General features: G+C 67.5%; 18 protein-coding genes. 12 read left to right on the top strand and 6 right to left on the bottom strand.

From position 1 onward, the window contains the following. Positions 1 to 219: 219 nt before the first annotated feature. Complete coding sequence (locus tag AB0J87_RS59335; RefSeq protein ID WP_363984101.1) at positions 220 to 837, bottom strand: ATP-binding protein; 618 nt, start codon at positions 835 to 837, stop codon at positions 220 to 222. Positions 838 to 1,040: 203 nt separating this feature from the next. On the opposite strand from AB0J87_RS59335, the gene AB0J87_RS59340 reads away from it, so the two are divergent. Together AB0J87_RS59340 and AB0J87_RS59345 are read left to right on the top strand one after the other, a co-directional pair. Further along, entirely contained in the window at positions 1,041 to 1,862 is an 822-nt protein-coding gene (locus AB0J87_RS59340; protein WP_363984103.1) for a helix-turn-helix transcriptional regulator, read from the top strand. Further along, entirely contained in the window at positions 1,849 to 2,076 is a 228-nt protein-coding gene (locus tag AB0J87_RS59345; protein ID WP_355199345.1) for a DUF397 domain-containing protein, read from the top strand. The genes AB0J87_RS59340 and AB0J87_RS59345 overlap by 14 nt, the downstream gene beginning before the upstream one ends. 154 nt (positions 2,077 to 2,230) lie before the next feature. On the opposite strand, the gene AB0J87_RS59350 is transcribed toward AB0J87_RS59345, so the two are convergent. From AB0J87_RS59350 to AB0J87_RS59360, 3 genes are all read right to left on the bottom strand, one after another. Further along, complete coding sequence (locus AB0J87_RS59350; RefSeq protein ID WP_363984105.1) at positions 2,231 to 2,479, bottom strand: helix-turn-helix domain-containing protein; 249 nt, start codon at positions 2,477 to 2,479, stop codon at positions 2,231 to 2,233. Between the two features lie 278 nt (positions 2,480 to 2,757). Then, positions 2,758 to 3,654: a DNA methyltransferase gene (locus AB0J87_RS59355; protein ID WP_363984107.1), complete on the bottom strand. Its 897-nt coding sequence runs from the start codon at positions 3,652 to 3,654 to the stop codon at positions 2,758 to 2,760. Continuing rightward, entirely contained in the window at positions 3,647 to 4,333 is a 687-nt protein-coding gene (locus tag AB0J87_RS59360; protein ID WP_363984109.1) for a hypothetical protein, read from the bottom strand. Before AB0J87_RS59360 ends, AB0J87_RS59355 begins: the two co-directional genes overlap by 8 nt. Before the next feature lie 659 nt (positions 4,334 to 4,992). Between AB0J87_RS59360 and AB0J87_RS59365 the strand changes: the two genes are divergently transcribed. Then, positions 4,993 to 5,400 carry a hypothetical protein gene (locus AB0J87_RS59365; RefSeq protein WP_363984111.1) on the top strand — a complete coding sequence of 136 codons (408 nt, stop codon included), beginning with the start codon at positions 4,993 to 4,995 and terminating at the stop codon, positions 5,398 to 5,400. Between the two features lie 342 nt (positions 5,401 to 5,742). Beyond that, positions 5,743 to 6,633, top strand: a complete 891-nt coding sequence (locus tag AB0J87_RS59370; RefSeq protein ID WP_363984113.1) for a hypothetical protein — start codon at positions 5,743 to 5,745, stop codon at positions 6,631 to 6,633. Positions 6,634 to 6,798: 165 nt separating this feature from the next. Here AB0J87_RS59370 and AB0J87_RS59375 read toward each other — a convergent pair whose 3' ends face one another. Next, positions 6,799 to 6,936: a hypothetical protein gene (locus tag AB0J87_RS59375; protein WP_363984115.1), complete on the bottom strand. Its 138-nt coding sequence runs from the start codon at positions 6,934 to 6,936 to the stop codon at positions 6,799 to 6,801. Between the two features lie 24 nt (positions 6,937 to 6,960). On the opposite strand from AB0J87_RS59375, the gene AB0J87_RS59380 reads away from it, so the two are divergent. The 8 genes from AB0J87_RS59380 (at position 6,961) to AB0J87_RS59415 (ending at position 17,367) form a co-directional block, all read left to right on the top strand. After that, positions 6,961 to 7,380: a pilin gene (locus AB0J87_RS59380; RefSeq protein WP_363984117.1), complete on the top strand. Its 420-nt coding sequence runs from the start codon at positions 6,961 to 6,963 to the stop codon at positions 7,378 to 7,380. Positions 7,381 to 7,601: 221 nt separating this feature from the next. Further along, the gene (locus AB0J87_RS59385) at positions 7,602 to 9,074 is read left to right on the top strand and encodes a conjugal transfer protein TrbL family protein (protein ID WP_363984119.1); all 1,473 of its coding nucleotides are present in this window, start codon (positions 7,602 to 7,604) and stop codon (positions 9,072 to 9,074) included. Next, complete coding sequence (locus AB0J87_RS59390; RefSeq protein WP_363984121.1) at positions 9,071 to 10,033, top strand: PrgI family protein; 963 nt, start codon at positions 9,071 to 9,073, stop codon at positions 10,031 to 10,033. The genes AB0J87_RS59385 and AB0J87_RS59390 overlap by 4 nt, the downstream gene beginning before the upstream one ends. Continuing rightward, positions 10,030 to 11,862 (top strand): ATP-binding protein, encoded by a 1,833-nt coding sequence (locus tag AB0J87_RS59395; protein ID WP_363984123.1) that lies wholly within the window; start codon positions 10,030 to 10,032, stop codon positions 11,860 to 11,862. The genes AB0J87_RS59390 and AB0J87_RS59395 overlap by 4 nt, the downstream gene beginning before the upstream one ends. Further along, the gene (locus AB0J87_RS59400) at positions 11,859 to 14,423 is read left to right on the top strand and encodes a type IV secretion system DNA-binding domain-containing protein (RefSeq protein WP_363984125.1); all 2,565 of its coding nucleotides are present in this window, start codon (positions 11,859 to 11,861) and stop codon (positions 14,421 to 14,423) included. The genes AB0J87_RS59395 and AB0J87_RS59400 overlap by 4 nt, the downstream gene beginning before the upstream one ends. A gap of 130 nt (positions 14,424 to 14,553) precedes the next feature. After that, positions 14,554 to 15,495: a replication-relaxation family protein gene (locus tag AB0J87_RS59405; protein WP_363984127.1), complete on the top strand. Its 942-nt coding sequence runs from the start codon at positions 14,554 to 14,556 to the stop codon at positions 15,493 to 15,495. Further along, positions 15,492 to 16,454 (top strand): C40 family peptidase, encoded by a 963-nt coding sequence (locus AB0J87_RS59410; RefSeq protein WP_363984129.1) that lies wholly within the window; start codon positions 15,492 to 15,494, stop codon positions 16,452 to 16,454. The genes AB0J87_RS59405 and AB0J87_RS59410 overlap by 4 nt, the downstream gene beginning before the upstream one ends. A 208-nt stretch (positions 16,455 to 16,662) precedes the next feature. Further along, positions 16,663 to 17,367 (top strand): hypothetical protein, encoded by a 705-nt coding sequence (locus tag AB0J87_RS59415; protein ID WP_363984131.1) that lies wholly within the window; start codon positions 16,663 to 16,665, stop codon positions 17,365 to 17,367. A 102-nt stretch (positions 17,368 to 17,469) separates the two neighbouring features. Here the strand turns inward: AB0J87_RS59415 and AB0J87_RS59420 are convergent, their stop codons facing one another. After that, the gene (locus tag AB0J87_RS59420; RefSeq protein WP_363984133.1) at positions 17,470 to 17,811 is read right to left on the bottom strand and encodes a hypothetical protein; all 342 of its coding nucleotides are present in this window, start codon (positions 17,809 to 17,811) and stop codon (positions 17,470 to 17,472) included. Between the last annotated feature and the right edge of the window lie 71 nt (positions 17,812 to 17,882).

Consider the following 17,882-nt stretch of genomic DNA (forward strand, 5'->3'; position numbering starts at 1 on the left):
CTCCGGTCCGAGAGTTCGTTCTGCCCTAGATCGCCACGCCCAGCTTGCGCGGTGCATTGCACGGCACGAGTGGCGTGCTCGCGTTGAGGTTGCTCATGTCCCGCACCGCAGCAGCGTCCCCCACATCGCTGATCGATGCGTACGCCAGGACGGTGCCGTCGACTTACGGGGGCCCCACCGAGCCCGTAGGTGTGCGGACCATTGATCCTCTTGCCGTGGTCATTGACCATGAGGGATGTCCCTGCCGACACGCCGGTGAGGCTGGTCTGCCAGACCGTGAAGGGCCTGGCAACCTGCAGTCCCCCACCCGCAGACGGCGATACCCGCCGTTGGGAGCTGGGAAGGCTCAACGGGACCATCGACTCTCGCGTCGCCTGTCGCAGACGCATCTTCCCCCAGGACAGCCCACACATTTCGGCGTCTGGCATCGCAGGTGTAGGTGCCCCAGGCAGTGGCGTACTCCGCCACGATGCCCAGGCCGCGACCTGTCTGTGAGGTGAAGGCCGGCGAATGCGGCTGCGGCAAGGGGGACATGTCCAGGGTGCCGGGATCGATGACCTCCAGCAGGAGGAAGCGGCGGCCGCGACTTACGCGTAGCACTACCGACTCACGACCCAGACCGTGTGCCGGGTGGATGACGGCGTTGGTGAGCAGTTCGCTGGCCACCTGGAGGAGCGAAGGGAGCAACAGATCGTCCTTGCCAATCCACTGGGTGAGGACATGTCGCCCCTGGCGAGGTGCCCTCGCGTTACGAGGCAGGCTGATCTGCGAAATCAGGATCATCGCTGTCGGCGGGCGAGATTCCTGCACCGGCACGGGTGCGGTTTCCGTTGGCATGGATATCACCGACCATCTCGGGGGTTGGCCTCAAGGTCCACAAGATCGGCTCTTCTTGTGAACCCGAGTTCTCCTGGTTCGTTGAAGACACTCCCCAGACTGGCCCCCGCCAGTTACTTTGAGTAGTCAACAGGCGACACAGTTGCTACACACATCGGGTTCACGGATGTGTGTGTACTTGTGAACATGAGGGTGATGCGTCCATGGCCGCAAGCGAACTCGACCCAGGAGCCAGTCCTCTCGCTCTCTTCGGGGCCGAACTGAGGAGGCTGCGGGACGAAAGAGGCGTAACGCAGGAAGAGATCGCGGACTACGCCCATGTCAGCAAGAGCCTGGTCAGCCAGATTGAGAACGCCAAGCGCACACCGCAGCGAGACTTCACCGAGCAGGTAGAGAGCCTTCTCGGCCTCAAGGGAGACCTGCTCCGCCTCTTGCCCCTCGTAATCAAGACAGGACCGACCTGGTTCCGCCAGTGGCCCAAGATCGAGGCCAATGCTCATACCCTGCGGACGTGGCAACCCCTCGTGGTTCCCGGACTGCTTCAGACGCGCAACTACGCTCGCGCGATCCTGAGCGGGCAGCCGGGTATCAGCAACGAACGCGTCGACGAAGAAGCTGAGGCACGCCTCGCCAGGCAGGTGGTGTTCGACCGTCCCGAGCCACCCATGTATGCGGCGGTCATCGACGAAGGAGTCCTCCTGCGCCCCATCGGAGGAGCCGAGGTGATGCGACAGCAACTCGACCACCTCCTCAAACTGCTGGCTCACCCCTGCATCACCCTGCAGATCGTTCCGATGGCCGCCGTACCCACGATCGGCCTGTTGGGCGGATTCGTCATCGCCCAACTCCTCCAGGGACCAGACGCCGTGTACTTGGACTCAGCCGCAGACGGCGAGGTAACAGATCGCGTGGACCGCGTGCGCACCGTTAGTGTCAGATTCGACGCCATCCGGTCATATGCCCGACCGGTCAATGAGACCGCAGACGCGATACGCGAGAAGATGGTGATGTATGAACGTGACTGACGAGCTGGCTGCCGAGCTGGAGACAGCGCAGTGGCGTAAGTCCTCCTTCAGCGGTGCCAATGGCGGCGACTGCATCGAGGTGGCCCAGCTGAGCGGCGACCACTTCGGCATCCGAGACACAGAACAGCCCGACGACGTGCAGCCGTGGATCGTACGCGGGAGTGTCTTGCGCGCCTTCGTGGCCGGCGCCAAAGCCGGCGAATTCGACTTCTAGCCCAATCGAGGAGGAGGGCGAGATCACCTCACCCTCCTCTCACACCTCCGGACAGGCGCTTGGCCATGACCGCGGTCGTGCTACGGGGGAATCTACCCTTGGCGACTTTTGAGGTCCTTGCTCACCGCCTTATCAGGGTCTTTCGCCATCGTGGTTATCCATCCTCGCGTGCAGGGCGGCTCTCGCTGCCGCCCTCGTTCGTGTGGTCGAGTAGCGCCCGCAGCCCGCACACCGGCACCGCGTACCGGCCACCGATACGCAGCACCCGGCACGGAAACTCACCTGCCTTCGCGAGGCGGTATGCCTTGGTGCGGCCTATTCCGAGCAGCCGCCCGGCCGCGAGCAGACTGATCACCTCCGGCTCCGGCTGCGCCGGATGACCGGTTGGGGTTGTGCTGGTCATGCATCACCTCCATGAGCATTGAGGAACAAGGACATGCGGGTCCATGGACCGCGCGTTTCTGGCGGGCTGTGGTGGGCGCTACGCCCCCAACCCGGGTCCGGGCCGGCCCAGGGGCGCGGGGGCGTGACCGCCGTTAATCGACGGGCGGCCACAGCCCCGGTTCGGGGTCCGATACCGGGGCGGATGGGTGGGCGGCAGGCGGTATCGACGCCCTCCTCCATGCGCCCGCGCCCCAGCGCCCGGCCCGAGGCCAGGCCGGGGACCAGAGCTACACGGGGCTACTCCAACTCGTGGACGGTTGCCAGTGCAGAACCAGGATCGAGCTGGGCCGGCATCTGAGACCGGCGAAACACGAGCAGGTCCTCATGCGCGACCGCGTGGATCGGCAGACCGCGCGCCCATCCCTTGCGCGCCTCGTGGAGCTGGAAGAATGACGCCCGGTTGAGGAGCTGGCCGTCACCGAGCCCGCACAGCAGGCACACGATCCGATCCACGAACGCCAGCCCGTTCTCCCGAGCAAGCGACTGTACGCGGCCGGGTAGGTCGACCAGTTCGCCGCGTATCCGGTACGGCCGCACCGTGATTGCCACCACGCCGCCCGGCCGCAGCAGTGCCACGCATCCGGCCAGAATGCGGCCGAACCCGTCGAGGAGTTGCGGGAGCTGCTGGTGGGCGAGGTTGGCGCGGTCGTGGGAGTAGCGCTGGTTCCATTTACGCACGCCCGGCTCACCGGTATCACGGGTGGAGCGGATGTGCCCGTGCGTGGCCGCCCCGTACGGAGGCGAGGTGAGCACCAGCGCCGCCTTCCCTACCAGGTCGGGGAGCAGCCGGGCGATGTGCCGGGAATCCCCGGCCATCACCCGCCCGAAGCCGGACGCCCCCTGCTTGCGGGCGTGGCCAAGGTTGGCGACCGCCAGCCGCGCCCACCGCTCCTCGTACTCCACGCCTGCGGCGTGCCTACCGAGATGGGCAGCTTCGACGAGGGTGGTGCCGATCCCGCACATCGGATCGACCACCAGCTCCCCTGGGCTGGTATAGGTCTCGATCACCCTGGCGGCGATCGAGGGCAGCATCTTGCCGGGATGCTGCATCGACTCCGGCACGTACCGGCCCCGCCGCTGCACCCGCGAGGGCCGTTGCCCGGTCGCCCACACCGACATCGTCACCTCAACCATCAACGCTCACCTCCGGTCGAGCGGAAGCCTCGGTGCCCTCAGCGTCTGGAAGCCTCGATGTCTCTGGGCCCGAGGGCCTCCGCGGTTTGGTGAACAGCAGCACGTCCGAGTGCACCCGCGCGCTCGCTGGCAACCCGGAGCACGCAGGCAGGTCTCGTAGCCCGGCCAGGAAACGGCGGGAGAGGTGCGGGTCGATGCGCTCACCGCGGACGGGATGCCGCAGAGCAATGACATGCTGCAAATACACCAGCCCCGCGTCACAGGCCAGCTCGATGACCTCCGGCGCCGGGTCTACCACCGTGCCTTCGCGCCGCAGACCGGTCACCACGACCAGATGTCCGCCCGGCTTCACCAGCCCCGCAGCGCGGGCGATGTCGAAGACCTCGGCTTCAGGCTCCGAGCCCGTCCCCCCGGTCAACCGGCCCAGGGGCCGTCGGCAGGTCTGCTCGGCCACAACCAACCCCGCACCGCCCGCGAGATCCGCCAGGACCGAGTACTCATCGCCAGAATCGGTGACACGCAGTTCAGCGACCTCCAGGTCGTAGTCAGGGTGTGCACGCGCGAGGCAGGTCCAGGACACGCCCGCGCGAGCGACGTCGCCGAAGACGGCCACCGGCAGGCAACCCGCCGTCAGCGCGGCCGAGACCAGCTGATGATCCGTCGCACCGAGGTGGATCACCGTCTCACCGAGCCGGGAGCACGCCGCGACGAGGTGACGGGCCAGTAGACCGCTAACCGGGTGGCAGCAGCCCGCCGGACAGGTTGCTACCGATTCGGTGTCGGCTGCCGCAGACCACACCGACAGCGGCAGATGCCCCCGAACCAGCCGAAAGCCAGAGCCATGGAGCCGAGCGTCCGGTCCGGATGCGATGAACGAGGTGTCGGCCGTGGCAGGCCTGGTAGAGACGCAGGAACTGGCAGATGCAGGAGCAGTCGAAGATGTAGTGGGTTCGGTCATGTGGGTGTGGCCCAAATACCGGGCCACCGATCCCTGTCACTGATTCAAATACCTGCCGCAAGACCCGAGTTGAGGCAACCCATCACGTAAAGGTTCGGCAAGGCCGGCTCCACTCCAGGCGCCCGTCCCCCGGCGCTCCTAGCGGGTGGTCCGCAGGCTGTCGGCGACCGTGCCGGGCAGGCGCTCGCCAGATCACACTCCCCCACCTCCTTCCTCCAACACTTCGCCAAGGAAGCTATTTTCGCAGGTCGCAGCGTTTTCGTGCACGTTCCGAGCAACCTCCGTCACCGGGCTCATCACGGTGACCAAGCACCGTTGCCCGGTGCGACCTACCCTGAAAAGACAGCACACCACGACGTGTCAGCCGGGAGGCGATCTGCATGCCGAACCGGAAGGACGAACTGGCCGAACGCCGCTTCGCCAAGCTCGTCGACCAGGTCAAGGCGATGATGGTCGCCTGCCTCAAGCCGGAGTATCGCGGCTTCTACGGCCAGCTCATTCTCGCCCGCGACGCAATGGCCGAGTTGGGTGATGTGGCCGAGGTCCGACGGGCCGCGAGGGCGGCGGGACGCCAGCTCGGCTGGCGGGTTCGGACTCATGTCACCGACGACGGGACAGCCATCGTCATCGATGACCGCGACCCGCCCCAGGAGGTCCGGGAGCTGGCGGCTCGCCGTTCAGCCGATGCTGTCTCGGCCATCCTTGCCCGAGCGCAAGCTGAGGCCCGCATGCTCCGCACCAGCGCGCCCCTCCCTACCCGTCCGCCCGGCCCCGGCGTGGACCTCTGAGTGACCCGCCGCAGGCCCATCTCGGCGGCGGCGATCCAACGGTCCAGGCCTCGTCCACCGCGTTGACACAAGCTTGACCTGACACTTTCAGCTTCATCCCGTTACCGCAGCTCACGGCAGCTTCCGTGCGCAGCGTCATGGATCTCGTCTCGCTGCCACCCAACGGACATTGCTCCAGCAGGCCAGCGTTTCCGCAGGTCATCATCGGTTCCGACGCATGATCCAAGCATGGTGTGATCTTTGCCGTGCCCGATGTCTGATCATTTCCTGCCCGGTTCCTGCCCGGGCGCTATGGCGACCTAGCGACGTCCGAAACGAACACGTCTTATCGGGAGCGTCGCTATGTCCCACCCTTCGATCCGCCTCTCCGCCGATGCGGCCATCACGAGCACGACCATCACCGACCCGTTGTCCACCGTCGCCCTCGAAGCAGACAACGTCCAACCCAGCCAGGCGCCCAACCGCCTCGTCGGCAGCTCATGTCGTAAGGACGGCTCCCTGCCGCTGGACGTGGCCGAGCACGCCTTCACCCTCCTCATGCGCGGCCCTGCCCCGCTGTCGGTCGACGGCGCGCAGCTCAGGCACGGGCTTCCGGCACGGCCGATCCCGCTGAACGAGCTGCGAGAGATGCTGCTGCATCCGTCCTGTTCACGCACCACCCGCGACCATGTGTGGCGACACCTCATCGACCAGGCCCGCACCCATCGAGGAGCATGGATGGTCGCCGCCGTCGCCCTGGCGATCCCGATGCTGCGCCGCCTCATCAGCACCCTCGCCAGCAAGATCCCGGCCGAGCGGATCGATCGCGAGGACCTGGAGGCCGACGTCCTAACGGCCTACATGGAAGCCATCTGCCGAGTGAACCTGGCCTGGTCGCACCCGGTACTACGGCTGTCGCGGCTGACCCAGATCGCCGTCGTCCGCACCCACGCCACCGACCAGCCCGCTCTGCTGGCCGACCCTGATCTCACCGACCGGGCCGAGAGCGGTCAGCAGACGCTCGCCTACCCGGCCGGCCACCCTGACGTGCTCCTCAACAGGGCCGTCGCCCAACAGATTCTCACCAATGAGGAGGCTGAGCTCATCGCCTTCACCCGGCTGGAGGGCGTCCCGCTCAGCTCCTACTGCCGTCGCCGCGGCCTGCTCTACTGCACTGGGCTCAGGCGCCGCCAGCGCGCCGAAAATGCCCTCTACCAGGCACTCCAGCGCGGCGAACTATCCCGCGACCTGTAGCGATCACGTCGGGCGCCAGCGGCGAGCACCCAGCAAAGACTGCACAAAATTCGCTGGCCCCGATGCCTTAACTCGGCTCTTCACCCAGGTCTTTTACCAGATGAGAAGGCAGCGCGGAGGGCGCCGAGCCCGGCAGCGGGACCTGTACCTGGTCACCGGTCCCTGTCACCCGGCCCAGCCCATCTCTTCCGCCGCTCGAAGGAGGACGCCCACCCGGCCCCGCGCCGTGCCCAGCGCCTCCGCGCCGCCTTCACCCAACGAGAACCAGGCCGCGACCATCCAGCGCCGAGGCCACACGAACACCCAACCACTCCAGGGAGGCAGCACATGACGTCCCGCCCACGCCGAACCACCTCCTCGTCCCAGATCCTCAGCCTCAAAGTCCTGCTCGTCGCCTTGACGATCCTCGGCGGCATCGTCCTGGGCACCCTGCTCGAGTACGCCATCGCCCACGCCGCCACAGCCGCCAGCTCTTCCAGTGCCGTCCTGGCCTCCGGCCGGTTTCTAGCTGCGCCGGCATCACTGAACGCAGTGATCGACAACCTTCGCAACGTCATCGTCGGCCTGCTGGTGGCCCTGGCCACGCTCTTCCTCACTGTCGGAGGAGTCCGCTACATCCTGGCCGGAGGCGACCCAGGGGAAGTCGAAGCAGCCAAGAAGACACTGCGCTACGCCGCCCTCGGCTATGGCATCGCCGTCCTCGCCCCTCTCCTCGTCACCATCCTCAAAGGCATCGTCGGAGCCTGACCATGCCCCATCCGTCACAACGGCTCAGACGGCCACCGGGCTTGCCTCGACCGGCCACCGTCATCGCCATCCTCACTCTTTTCGCCGGGCTCGCCACGACAGCACCCGCCCAGGCCGAGCCGACGCCCACACCCTCGCCTTCATCCGCTTCCAGACCTGCCCCGTCACCTCAGGTGACCTGGATTCCACCTATCCCGTCACCCTCCTCACCGTCTACAGGCATGGAGGAGTGCGGATGGACGGATATCGGCTGCAAGATCAACCAGGCGATGAACGGCTGGTTCACCCATCTGGTGGTCGATGCCATCAATCCGGCTTTCGTCCTGGTCGGCAGCGTTCTGCTCTCCGCGCCACCGCCGACGATGCTGGAGCGGGTCCGAGAGCTATCCGATCACGTGCGGCTGGTCGCCAACGCGCTGCTCGTACTGATGGTGCTCGCCGGGGGCGTCATCGTGATGGCTTACGGCAGCGCGCAAACCTCCACCACCCCGGCCGAGGTCATCCCACGCCTCGTCGTCGCGGTGGTGGCGTTGAACGCCTCGCTCACCATCTGCCAGTACGCCATCGAGCTAACCAACGCTCTGGTTGCCGCGCTACTCGGTGACGGAGCCGACGGGCAGCGGGCCGGGAACCTCATTGCCGCCAAGGTCGACACCCTGATCAAGGACCCGGAAGGCACCGCGCTGTTCCTGGTGCTGCTGATCGGCGCGGCGGTGCTGATGGGGCTCCTGCTTGCCTTCATCGGCCTCATCCGCATCACCCTGCTGCTGTTCCTCATTGTCGCCGCACCGCTCGCCCTGTTGTTTCACGCCCTCCCGCAAACCGAAGGCGTTGCCCGGCTGTGGTGGCGGTGCTTCTTCGGGCTGCTCGCCATCCAGGTCTTGCAAGCCCTCGGCTTGATCCTGGCGTTCAAGTTGTTCCTGACCGATTCACCCGGCACCTATCCGCTTCAGCCGGCCGGCCCCAGTCTTGGGGATGCGGCCGAGGCGACGTTGCGGCCCACGGTCAACCGGGTCTTGGACGCGCTCATCGTGATCGGCATCCTCTTCGTCTTGATCAAGATCCCGGGGTGGGTCGCCCGCACCATCTGGCAGCAGGGCCAACCCCACATGCTCAAACGGCTACTCAAAGCCGTGGTCGTCTACAAGACCCTCGGCGCCGCCCGCGCCCTCGGTAAAGCCGGACATGCAGCCAAGCGCGGAACCGCACAGGCCAGACGTCGGCAGAGCGGGCTACCGCCCCAAGGCCGCCCCACCGGGCCGCAAGGCCCAAGGGGCCCACGACCGCATCGCCCTGGCCCTCACACTCCGCCCAGCCCAACACCGGGAGCCGCAATGCCCAACCACACGCCCGCCTGGCAGCAGCTCCCACTCCCCCTCAACCTGCCACCCCGCTCAACGAGCACACCGACACCCAAAGCTGCAGCTGCTGCGGCCAAACGTGCCCGGCAGGGCACCCAGCTCGCGCTGCCGTTCCCGGTCACCCGCGTTCCACGCCCACCCCGCACCGCGTCAATGGCAACGCCCTCCACCTCGGCGGGGCCGTGGATCCGGCCGCGCCCGCCCTGGGTCCAGGACCGGCTGCCTGGCATGCCCATCCGCACGCCGCGTCCTGGCCAGCTCCGCCTCCGCCTCGACCCGCCGCTCCGCCGCATCCCACGCACCCAGCGCCAACCCAGAAATGAGGGCCGGTGAACCACAGCCCAGAGCCGCCGCCGCTGCTCGCCCGCATTCCCGCCGATGTCAACCAGGCCGACAAGATCGCCTACGGGCTAACCTTCCGGCAGATCCTCATCCTGATCCTGACCGGCGGCATCGCCGCCGCCGTCTTCTACCTGTTCCACCGGCACCTGCCCGTCATCATCCTCGCCGCCATCCTCCTCCCGCTCCTCGCGCTTGGTCTCACGGTCGCACTAGGCCGACGAGACGGGTTGAGCCTGGACCGCTTCGCCTTCGCTGCCCTGTTCCACAGTCGTGCGAACAAAAGACTGGTCGCTGCGCCAGAGGGGATCGCCGGACCGCCAAGGTGGTGCCGCCTGCGCGGCAAGCTACCCGCCCCACTCCAGCTACCGGTCCGGGCAATCCGTACCGACGGCGCACTTGAGCTCGCGGACGGAGGGGTCGCGGTGCTGGTGGAGACCAGCACCCTGTCTTTCCACTTGCGCACCACGAGCGAGCAGGCCGCACTCGTCGGGGCGTTCGGGCGGTGGCTGAACTCGCTTGAAGCGCCCGTGCAGATCCTCGCCCGCGCCCGCTCCGCCGACCTCACCGACCTGGTCGAGACCGTTGAGCAACAGGCGGCGAGTCTGCCCCACTCCGCGCTCGCCGCGGCCGCCCGCGAGCACGCCGACTACCTGGCCGAACTCAACGCCTCCCACGAACTACTGACCCGGCAGGTTCTCATCGTGCTCCGCGACCATCCCACCGCCCGTCGAAGCCGCCGCTCGGTACGGCGAGACACCGCCGCAGCCGTCGTCCTGCGGCGAGCCGTCGAAGCAGAACGCAACCTCGCAGCGCTCGGCATCACCACCCGCATCCTCGACGCCGAGGCAGCCAACCAGGCGCTGACCGAGTGCCTCGACCCCGGCGGCCGGCACCCGCTCGGCCCGGCCCTCCCCCACGAACTGATCACCTCGACCAGGAGCACTCCGTGAAGCTACGCCGACGCAACCGCGACGAGGCCAGCACCCTCGCCCACCCGGGATCGGCGCACATTGGCGTCAGCACCGTGACCCTGCCCAGCGCTGTCACCGCGTCGTTCGCCGTCATCGGCTACCCCCGCGACGTCGGCGCCGGGTGGCTCGAGCCCCTGCTCACCTACCCTGGCCGCCTCGACGTGTCCCTGCATGTCGAGCCGATCCCACAGCAGGTGGCCGCTATGCGGTTGCGCCGCCAGCTCGCCCGGCTGGAATCGGCCAGCCGCTCCGACGCACAACACGGCAGGCTCCAGGATTTCGCCGCCGAGGCCGCCGCCGATGACGCCACCGACCTGGCCGACAGCCTCGCCCGTGGCCACGGCCGTCTGTTCAAAGTTGGTCTCTACCTCACCATCCACGCTCCCACAGAACCCGCCCTCGCCGCCGAAGTGGAACGCGTCCGTGCCCTCGCCGCCTCCCTCCTGCTCGACGCACAACCCGCCACCTTCCGCGCCCTGCAAGGCTGGACCACGACGCTGCCCCTGGGCGTCGACTCCATCCAGGCAACACGTACGTTCGACACGACCGCTCTGGCGGCGGCCTTCCCGTTCACCTCGCCGGACCTGACCACCACCATCGGCGAGACCGGGGTCTTGTATGGGCTGAGCGCCACCAGTTCCGGCGTCGTCTTGTGGGACCGCTACGCCCAGGACAACCACAACTCCGTCGTTCTCGCGCGCTCCGGCGCCGGCAAGAGCTTCTTCACCAAACTCGAAACCCTCCGCCTCCTCTACCAAGGCGTTGAGGTCGCTGTCGTCGACCCTGAAGATGAGTACGCACGCCTCGCTCAAGCAGTTGGCGGCACCTGCCTGCACCTCGGCGCGGCCGGAGTTCGGTGGAACCCCTTCGACCTGCCCGCCAGCCACGGCCCGCACGATGACGTGCTGTCTCGGCGGGCCATGTTCCTGCAGACTCTCATCGCCACCATGCTCGGCGGCACGCAGCTCACGCCGCAGATGCGCGCCGCGCTCGACTCGGCGATCATCGCGACCTACCAGGCCGCAGGAATCACCCGCGACCCCGACACCTGGACCCGACCCGCACCGCTGCTCGCGGATCTGGTAACCACACTTACCAAAGAGATAGGCGGTCAGGCTGAGGCGGAACTGGCCGCACAGCTCGCTCCCTATGTCTCCGGCTCTTACCGCGAGCTGTTCGACGGACCGACCACCACCCACCCAGCCGGACACCTGACGGTCTTCTCCCTACGGGACCTGCCTGAAGAGATGAAAGCCGTCGGTACCCTGCTGGCTCTCGACGCGATCTGGCGGAAAGTGGCCAACCCCCGCGACCGTAAGAAGCGCCTCGTCGTCGTGGACGAAGCCTGGCTGCTCATGAAGGAACCGGAAGGCGCCCGCTTCCTCTTCCGGATGGCCAAGGCCGCGCGCAAGCACTGGGCCGGGCTCGCTGTCGTCACCCAGGACGCCGCCGACCTGCTCGGCACCGAGCTGGGGCAGGCGATCGTCGCCAACGCCGCCAACCAGATCCTTCTACGGCAAGCACCACAAGCCATTGGTGCGGTCGGGGATGCCTTCGACCTGACCGACGGTGAGCGCCAGTTCCTGCTCACCGCCGAGCGCGGCGAGGCGCTCCTGGTCGCCGGCCCCGCCAGCCGAGCCGCTTTCCACGTCATCGCCTCGCCCCGCGAGGTCGAGCTGATCACCACTGACCCTGCCCATCTCGCCCAACTCGACCCGCTCCAGGGGCGAACTGCGCAACCGGCCGACCCACCCGGCCTCTTCGAGATCAGCACTGGCTACCAGGATGAGGAAGGCGACCCGCTATGACCAGCAACCTGTCACCGGGCCCAGATGGGCCGTGCCTGCTGTGCGGCATTGACGAACATGACGTCCAGACCGCCCTCGACTTCCTGGCCGAGCTGCCCGCCCGCCTGCCCGAACTAGCCCTCACCTACGGCCCCCGTCTCGCTCTGGCCGTGGGGGTGGTGTGGGCCGTAGCCGCTGCAGTGCGCTACCTGCTCGGCTGGCTACATCACGCCGATATGACATCCGAAGCCCGCTTGATCGAGATCTCCACCCCGCCGCGTAGCGACCCCGAAGGCGCCGTAGTGCTGTGGCGGCAGCTCGTCGGGTTGCTCCGTCCAGCCTGGAAACGCGCCTTCACCGGACAACCGCACCTGGTGTGGGAGTACCACGGCAGCGACGCCGGAGTGCGCATCCGCGTGTGGGTGCCCGGCGCCATCCCGCCCGGCATCGTGGAGAAGGCGATCCAAGCCGCCTGGCCGGGGGCGATCACCACCACATGCCCGGCCACCTCGCCCCTACCTGCAGCGGCAGAGACCACCGGTGGACGGCTCGTGCTGGCCGCGCCGGAGCACTTCCCGCTCAAGACCGACCACGACCACGACCCCGTTCGCTCCCTTCTGGAAGCCATGAGCGGGCTACGCGAAGGCGAGCATGCGGTCGTCCAGATCCTGGCCCGCCCAACCACCGGCAGGCGCCTGCGCCACGCGTACCGGGCAGCCGCCAACCTGCGCGGAGGAGGCAGCCGTCACAGCCTCGGCCGCGTCTTCGACGAACTGCTTCCCCTGCCCGATGCCGGCCGCAACCGCCACCGCAGCGGCGAGCTGGCTCGCGAGTTTCCCGAACGCGCCGAGCAGGTCCGCGCGATCCTGGCCAAGGCTGGCCAGCCGCGCTACACGGTCGCCATCCGCTACGCCGTCGCCACCAACCGCGAACCCACCTTCGCCAACGTGCCGACAGGCGATACGGATTCGCGTGACCTGGTTCGTGGGTGGCTGCGAGGCCAGGCCCACACTCTGGCCGGCGTCTTCGCCCTCTTCACCGGTGGCCACCAGTACTTGCGCCGAGCCCGTCTCTGGCGCGCTGACCGGGTGATCGGCTCGCGCCGCCTCGACGGTGGCCACCTGCTCTCCGTCGCTGAGCTGGCCGCGCTCGCCCACCTGCCCTGGGACATCGACGCCCCCGGCATCACCCGCGCCGGGGCTCGTCCTGTCGCGCCGTCCCCGGCCGTACCCCGCCATACGGCGGGCGGTACGGCCCGCATCCTGGGCGACGCCGACAGCGGACCACAGCGACCCGTGGCGTTGCCCGTGGCCGACGGCCGCCATCACACGCACGTCCTGGGCGGGACCGGCGTCGGGAAATCCACCCTGTTGGCCAACATGGTCCTGGCAGACGCTCATGCTGGGAGAGGTGCCCTGGTCATAGACCCGAAGGGGGACCTGGTCACCGACATCCTCAACCGGCTGCCCGAACGAGCGGTCGGCAAGACCGTCGTGTTCGACCCGCAAGACCCGGCACCACCACCCTCGATCAACATCCTCGCCGGAGGCGACCCCACCTTCGCCGTCGACTCCGTCGTCACCATCTTCCACCGCTGCTTCTCCACAGCCTGGGGACCACGCGTGGATGACCTGCTGCGTTCCACCTGTCTCACTCTGACCAACGTCCTGGGCCGCAAGGCCACCCTGGCCGACGTTCCACGACTGCTCACCGACTCCGCCTTCCGTACCCGGATCACCTTGGGCCTACACGATGAGCTACTGGCCGGCTTCTGGGACTCCTACGAAGCCCTTACCCCGGCCGGCCAAGCAGGCGTCATCGGCCCCGTGATGAACAAACTCCGCGCCGTCCTGCTGCGACCGTTCGTACGGCAAGCGCTGGCCAGCCCGGACACCACCGTCCCCGTCGGCCAACTCCTCGACCGAGGCGGCCTCATCCTGGCCCGCCTGCCGAAAGGCATCCTCGGTGACGACGCCGCTCGGCTGTTCGGCTCCATCCTGCTCGCCCACACCTGGCAAGCCACCACCCGCCGCACCAACCTCGCCGAAGCAGACCGGCCCGACGCCGCGCTCGTCATCGACGAATGCCACAACTTCCTCAACCTACCGGGCCACATCAACGACGTCCTCGCCGAAGCACGCGGCTACCGTCTCTCCCTCGTCCTGGCCCACCAGCACCTCGACCAACTCCCCGCCGACCTGCGCGAAGCCCTGTCCGCCGACGCTCGCAACAAGATCTACTTCAACGCCTCACCCAAAGACGCAGGCGAGTTGAAGCACCACACCGCCCCTCTGATCAGCCCGCACGATCTCACCCACCTCGGCGCCTATCAAGCCGTCGCCCGCCTCATCATCGACCGCCAGCAGACACCCGCCTTCACCTTGCGCACCCGCCCCCTCCCTGCCCCAGCCGAAGGCCGGGAAGAAGCCATCCGCCACGCATCACGCGAGCGGTTCACCAGCAGTGCCACCACCGGGCACGCAAGCCGCTCACACAAGCAGCGAGCGGGTAATAACGCCTCCGGCCATGACCCCCGCGACAGCGAAGCCGCCGGAGCCCAGCAGCCCACCAACCGGTCCTGACCCAGCCCACGCCCCATCACTTCACGGAGTTACCACCATGCCGAACACGCCCTGCACCTGCTCGTGCGCCTGCCAATCCAGTGACCAGCCCGTGTCCCGCCCGCCCTCTCGCAAGCTGCCTCGCTGGACCGTGCAACCCGTCCCCGCAGCTCAGCCCCGCCTCGACCGCGCCGCCCTGACCGCCCTCGCCGCACGACTCACCGAACGCGACTACCAGATCCTCGACCACCTGCACCGCCACCGCGTCTTGACCACCCACCAACTCCAGCGCATCTTCTTCGGCATCCCCCAAGCCACTCGCAAACGCATGACCACTCTGTTCCACCTCAACGCCGTCACCCGCTTCCGCCCCTGGGCCGGATACGGCGCAGGCTCAGCTCCCATCCACTGGGCCCTCGGTAAAGCGGGAGCCGCTGCACTGGCCGCCCACCACGGCATGTCACTCAAGGAACTCGGCTACGACCCCGACATCACCATCGCCGTCTCCTCCCGTCTGGCTCACCAAGTCGGCGTCAACGACTTCTTCTCCCGCCTGCAGCACCACGCCCGCCACACCCCGGCAACCCACTTGAGAGCGTGGTGGTCGGAGAAGCAGTGCGCCAAGCAGTGGGGCGACCTGGCCCGGCCCGACGCCTACGGCTGCTGGCACGAAAACGACCACGAGATTGACTTCTTCCTCGAACACGACACCGGAACCGAGACCCTCCAGCGCGTGGCCGACAAACTCCATAGCTACCGCGATCTCGCCGACGCCACCCAGATCACCACTCCCATCCTGTTCTGGCTGCCCAACCCCACCCGCGAAGCCAACCTGCGCAAACTCCTCACCAACCGTGACCTCCCGATCGCCACCGCCGCCCACACCACCTGCGGCGATGGCCCCGCCGGACCCATCTGGCTTCCAGCCCCAGCCGAGATGGGTCAGCCCAAGATGCGGCTGGCCGATCTCGCCAACGGCTGGCCCCACCTCACCCTCGGCCGCACCCAATCCCAGCCCACCACCGGCAGCCACCACGACACCGTCGCCGACTTCATCGACAGCCTGTTCCCGAAGGAAGACGAGAAGAGGTGAAGGCTGCCGCGGCCGGCACCGCGCTCCTGCTGCTCATCGTCTTGGCCTTCGTCGCAGCTGCCACCAGTATCCTGACGAGCTCGCCAACACCCGGCGGCATCGCCTGCACGATCGCATCCACGACAAGCAGCATGACGGGCGGCCCGGTCGCGGTCTCACCCTCGGCTCGTACGGCACCGATGCTGGACCTCGACGTCGAGCAGCAGGCAAACGCCGTACTCATCGTCCAAGTCGCCATGGAGCGCGGTCTGCCCGCGCGAGCGGCCGTCATCGCGGTCGCCACCACCCTCCAGGAATCCAAACTGCGAAACCTGCGGCACGGGCACCTCGACAGCCTCGGCCTGTTCCAGCAGCGTCCCTCGCAAGGCTGGGGAACACCCGAGCAGATCCTCGACCCCCGCTACGCCACCAGCACCTTCTACGACCACCTGGTGAAAGTGCCCCGCTGGGAACAGCTCCCACTCACCCAAGCAGCCCAGGCCGTCCAGCGCTCTGCCTCGCCGAGCTCCTACGCGCAGTGGGAGCCGCTCGCACAACGCACCGTCGACGCCCTCGCCGGAACCTGCGTCACCGTCATCCCCGGCGAGCGCGTGATGGCCGTCCTCGCCTACGCCCACGCCCAACTCGGCAAGCCGTACCTCTGGGGGGCCGAAGGACCGACCGCCTTCGACTGCTCCGGCCTGACCATGCGCGCCTACCAAGCAGCCGGGATCTCGATTCCAAGGGTTGCCGCCGACCAATGGCGGCATGGACCGCCTATCTCGCGCGGTCAGGAACAGCCCGGCGACCTGGCCTTCTTCCGCATGGAAGCAGACGGCCCGGGGCACGTCGGCCTTGTCATCGGAAACGAACGGATGATCCACGCCCCCAACCGGCGCACCGTCGTCAAAATCGACACCTACCAGCGCGAGGACCTGATCGGGTTCACCCGGCCCCACGCTCACCCCACCACCGGCTGACCGCCGGAGCGGCATCCCCCAACCACTCACGCCCATGGAACGGCCTACCGGCCGCCGTACAGCCCCGACCGGCCATGAAGTGGTACTCGCAGTACCTATCCGGTGGGTGAGCTGCTGGTTTCTTCCCAGAAACTCGCGGTCACGGAGAGGAAGGTGGCCGATACTGTCCGGGAAGATCTCCAGCGGCTCAGGTGAAGGAGATGGCCGCGTGTGCGCGATACGGCTCGCCCCGTCACAGCTCGTCGTCAGCCTCTCCTATGACCTCAACAACCCGATGAAGATCCGCTCCAAGCACAAGGTCGCCGGCATGCTTCTACTCGACCGCGACTACGCCAACCGCCTCGACCGAGGCTGGAATGTCCCCGGCGCATACCTCCTGCTCGACCGACCGAACGCCGAGGGCCGGTGGGGAGCCTACGTCGGCAAAGCCACCACCCCGGGACTACGCCACCGCGTCCTGCAGCAGCTCAAAGACCGCGACCATTGGTACCGGGCGCTGCTCATTCGCTACGAATCCAACGACGATGAGACGTTGAACAGCAGTGAGGCTGGATGGCTGGAAGAGCGCCTCTACGACCGCCTCGCCAATGCCGGGCAAGTCGATCTGCGCAACCGCAACCGCCCCCACGACCCCACCCTCTCCGACGACGACCAAACGAGCCTCATCGACTATCTCCTGCCCATCGAAGCCGTCCTCCGACTCATCGGCCATACCCTCGACCGCAGGCCAGACGACGCCCCCGACGGTGGTGGGCCAAGGGTCAGAATGATCGACACCACGCGTGGGGAGCACGTCACCACAATGATCGGCACCGCTCCAGCAGAAGGGCCCGACGTACAAAAGGAGCAGATACTCGCTGAACTGGAGACCAAGCTGAAGAGCTTGAATGACGGCACCTATGAGGGTTGGTAGGAAGCTCGGGCCGACAGAGCCGGTGGTGCAGGAGGTGTGCCCCGGCCAGCACAATACGGATGTGCTGGCCGGGGCATGCCTCCTACGCCACCGGATCAGGCGCTACCGGATGTAGCCCTCTCCTTTCTCCCCACCGAACATCCGGCAGGTGAGTTCCTCCTCAGCGGTGAGGACCACGGCGAACAGTTCCGGAACGCCGGTGTCCAATGCCTTACGGAGCCGATGCCAGCCGTCGATGATCAACAGGCCGCCGTTGGGCACCGGGGCCACGATCAGCGGCTCGGACAGATCCACCTGAGTCGCATGCTCGGCGTTGATAGCGACCAGCCGGAGCATGCCCGCCCATTCGCTCGGCTCGATCCGGCCGTCCGGCGTGCGGCCCTGGGTCAGCTTCTTGGCGGCGGTAACGTCCCACCGCCAAGCCAGCATCTGGAAGAACTCCACGCGCGAGCTATCCATCCGACCCAGCGCGGTTTTGCTCGCGAGTGGAGACTCCGGCGGGAGGGGAGGGCGAT

This window comes from Nonomuraea sp. NPDC049625, assembly GCF_040675285.1.
Taxonomy (GTDB): domain Bacteria; phylum Actinomycetota; class Actinomycetes; order Streptosporangiales; family Streptosporangiaceae; genus Nonomuraea; species Nonomuraea angiospora_A.

Bases quoted from the DNA above. Each gene is read 5' to 3' on its own strand.
- AB0J87_RS59335 (WP_363984101.1), bottom strand. From the start codon at position 837: ATGCCAACGGAAACCGCACCCGTGCCGGTGCAGGAATCTCGCCCGCCG.
- AB0J87_RS59340 (WP_363984103.1), top strand. From the start codon at position 1,041: ATGGCCGCAAGCGAACTCGACCCAGGAGCCAGTCCTCTCGCTCTCTTC.
- AB0J87_RS59345 (WP_355199345.1), top strand. From the start codon at position 1,849: ATGAACGTGACTGACGAGCTGGCTGCCGAGCTGGAGACAGCGCAGTGG.
- AB0J87_RS59350 (WP_363984105.1), bottom strand. From the start codon at position 2,479: ATGACCAGCACAACCCCAACCGGTCATCCGGCGCAGCCGGAGCCGGAG.
- AB0J87_RS59355 (WP_363984107.1), bottom strand. From the start codon at position 3,654: ATGGTTGAGGTGACGATGTCGGTGTGGGCGACCGGGCAACGGCCCTCG.
- AB0J87_RS59365 (WP_363984111.1), top strand. From the start codon at position 4,993: ATGCCGAACCGGAAGGACGAACTGGCCGAACGCCGCTTCGCCAAGCTC.
- AB0J87_RS59370 (WP_363984113.1), top strand. From the start codon at position 5,743: ATGTCCCACCCTTCGATCCGCCTCTCCGCCGATGCGGCCATCACGAGC.
- AB0J87_RS59380 (WP_363984117.1), top strand. From the start codon at position 6,961: ATGACGTCCCGCCCACGCCGAACCACCTCCTCGTCCCAGATCCTCAGC.
- AB0J87_RS59385 (WP_363984119.1), top strand. From the start codon at position 7,602: ATGGAGGAGTGCGGATGGACGGATATCGGCTGCAAGATCAACCAGGCG.
- AB0J87_RS59400 (WP_363984125.1), top strand. From the start codon at position 11,859: ATGACCAGCAACCTGTCACCGGGCCCAGATGGGCCGTGCCTGCTGTGC.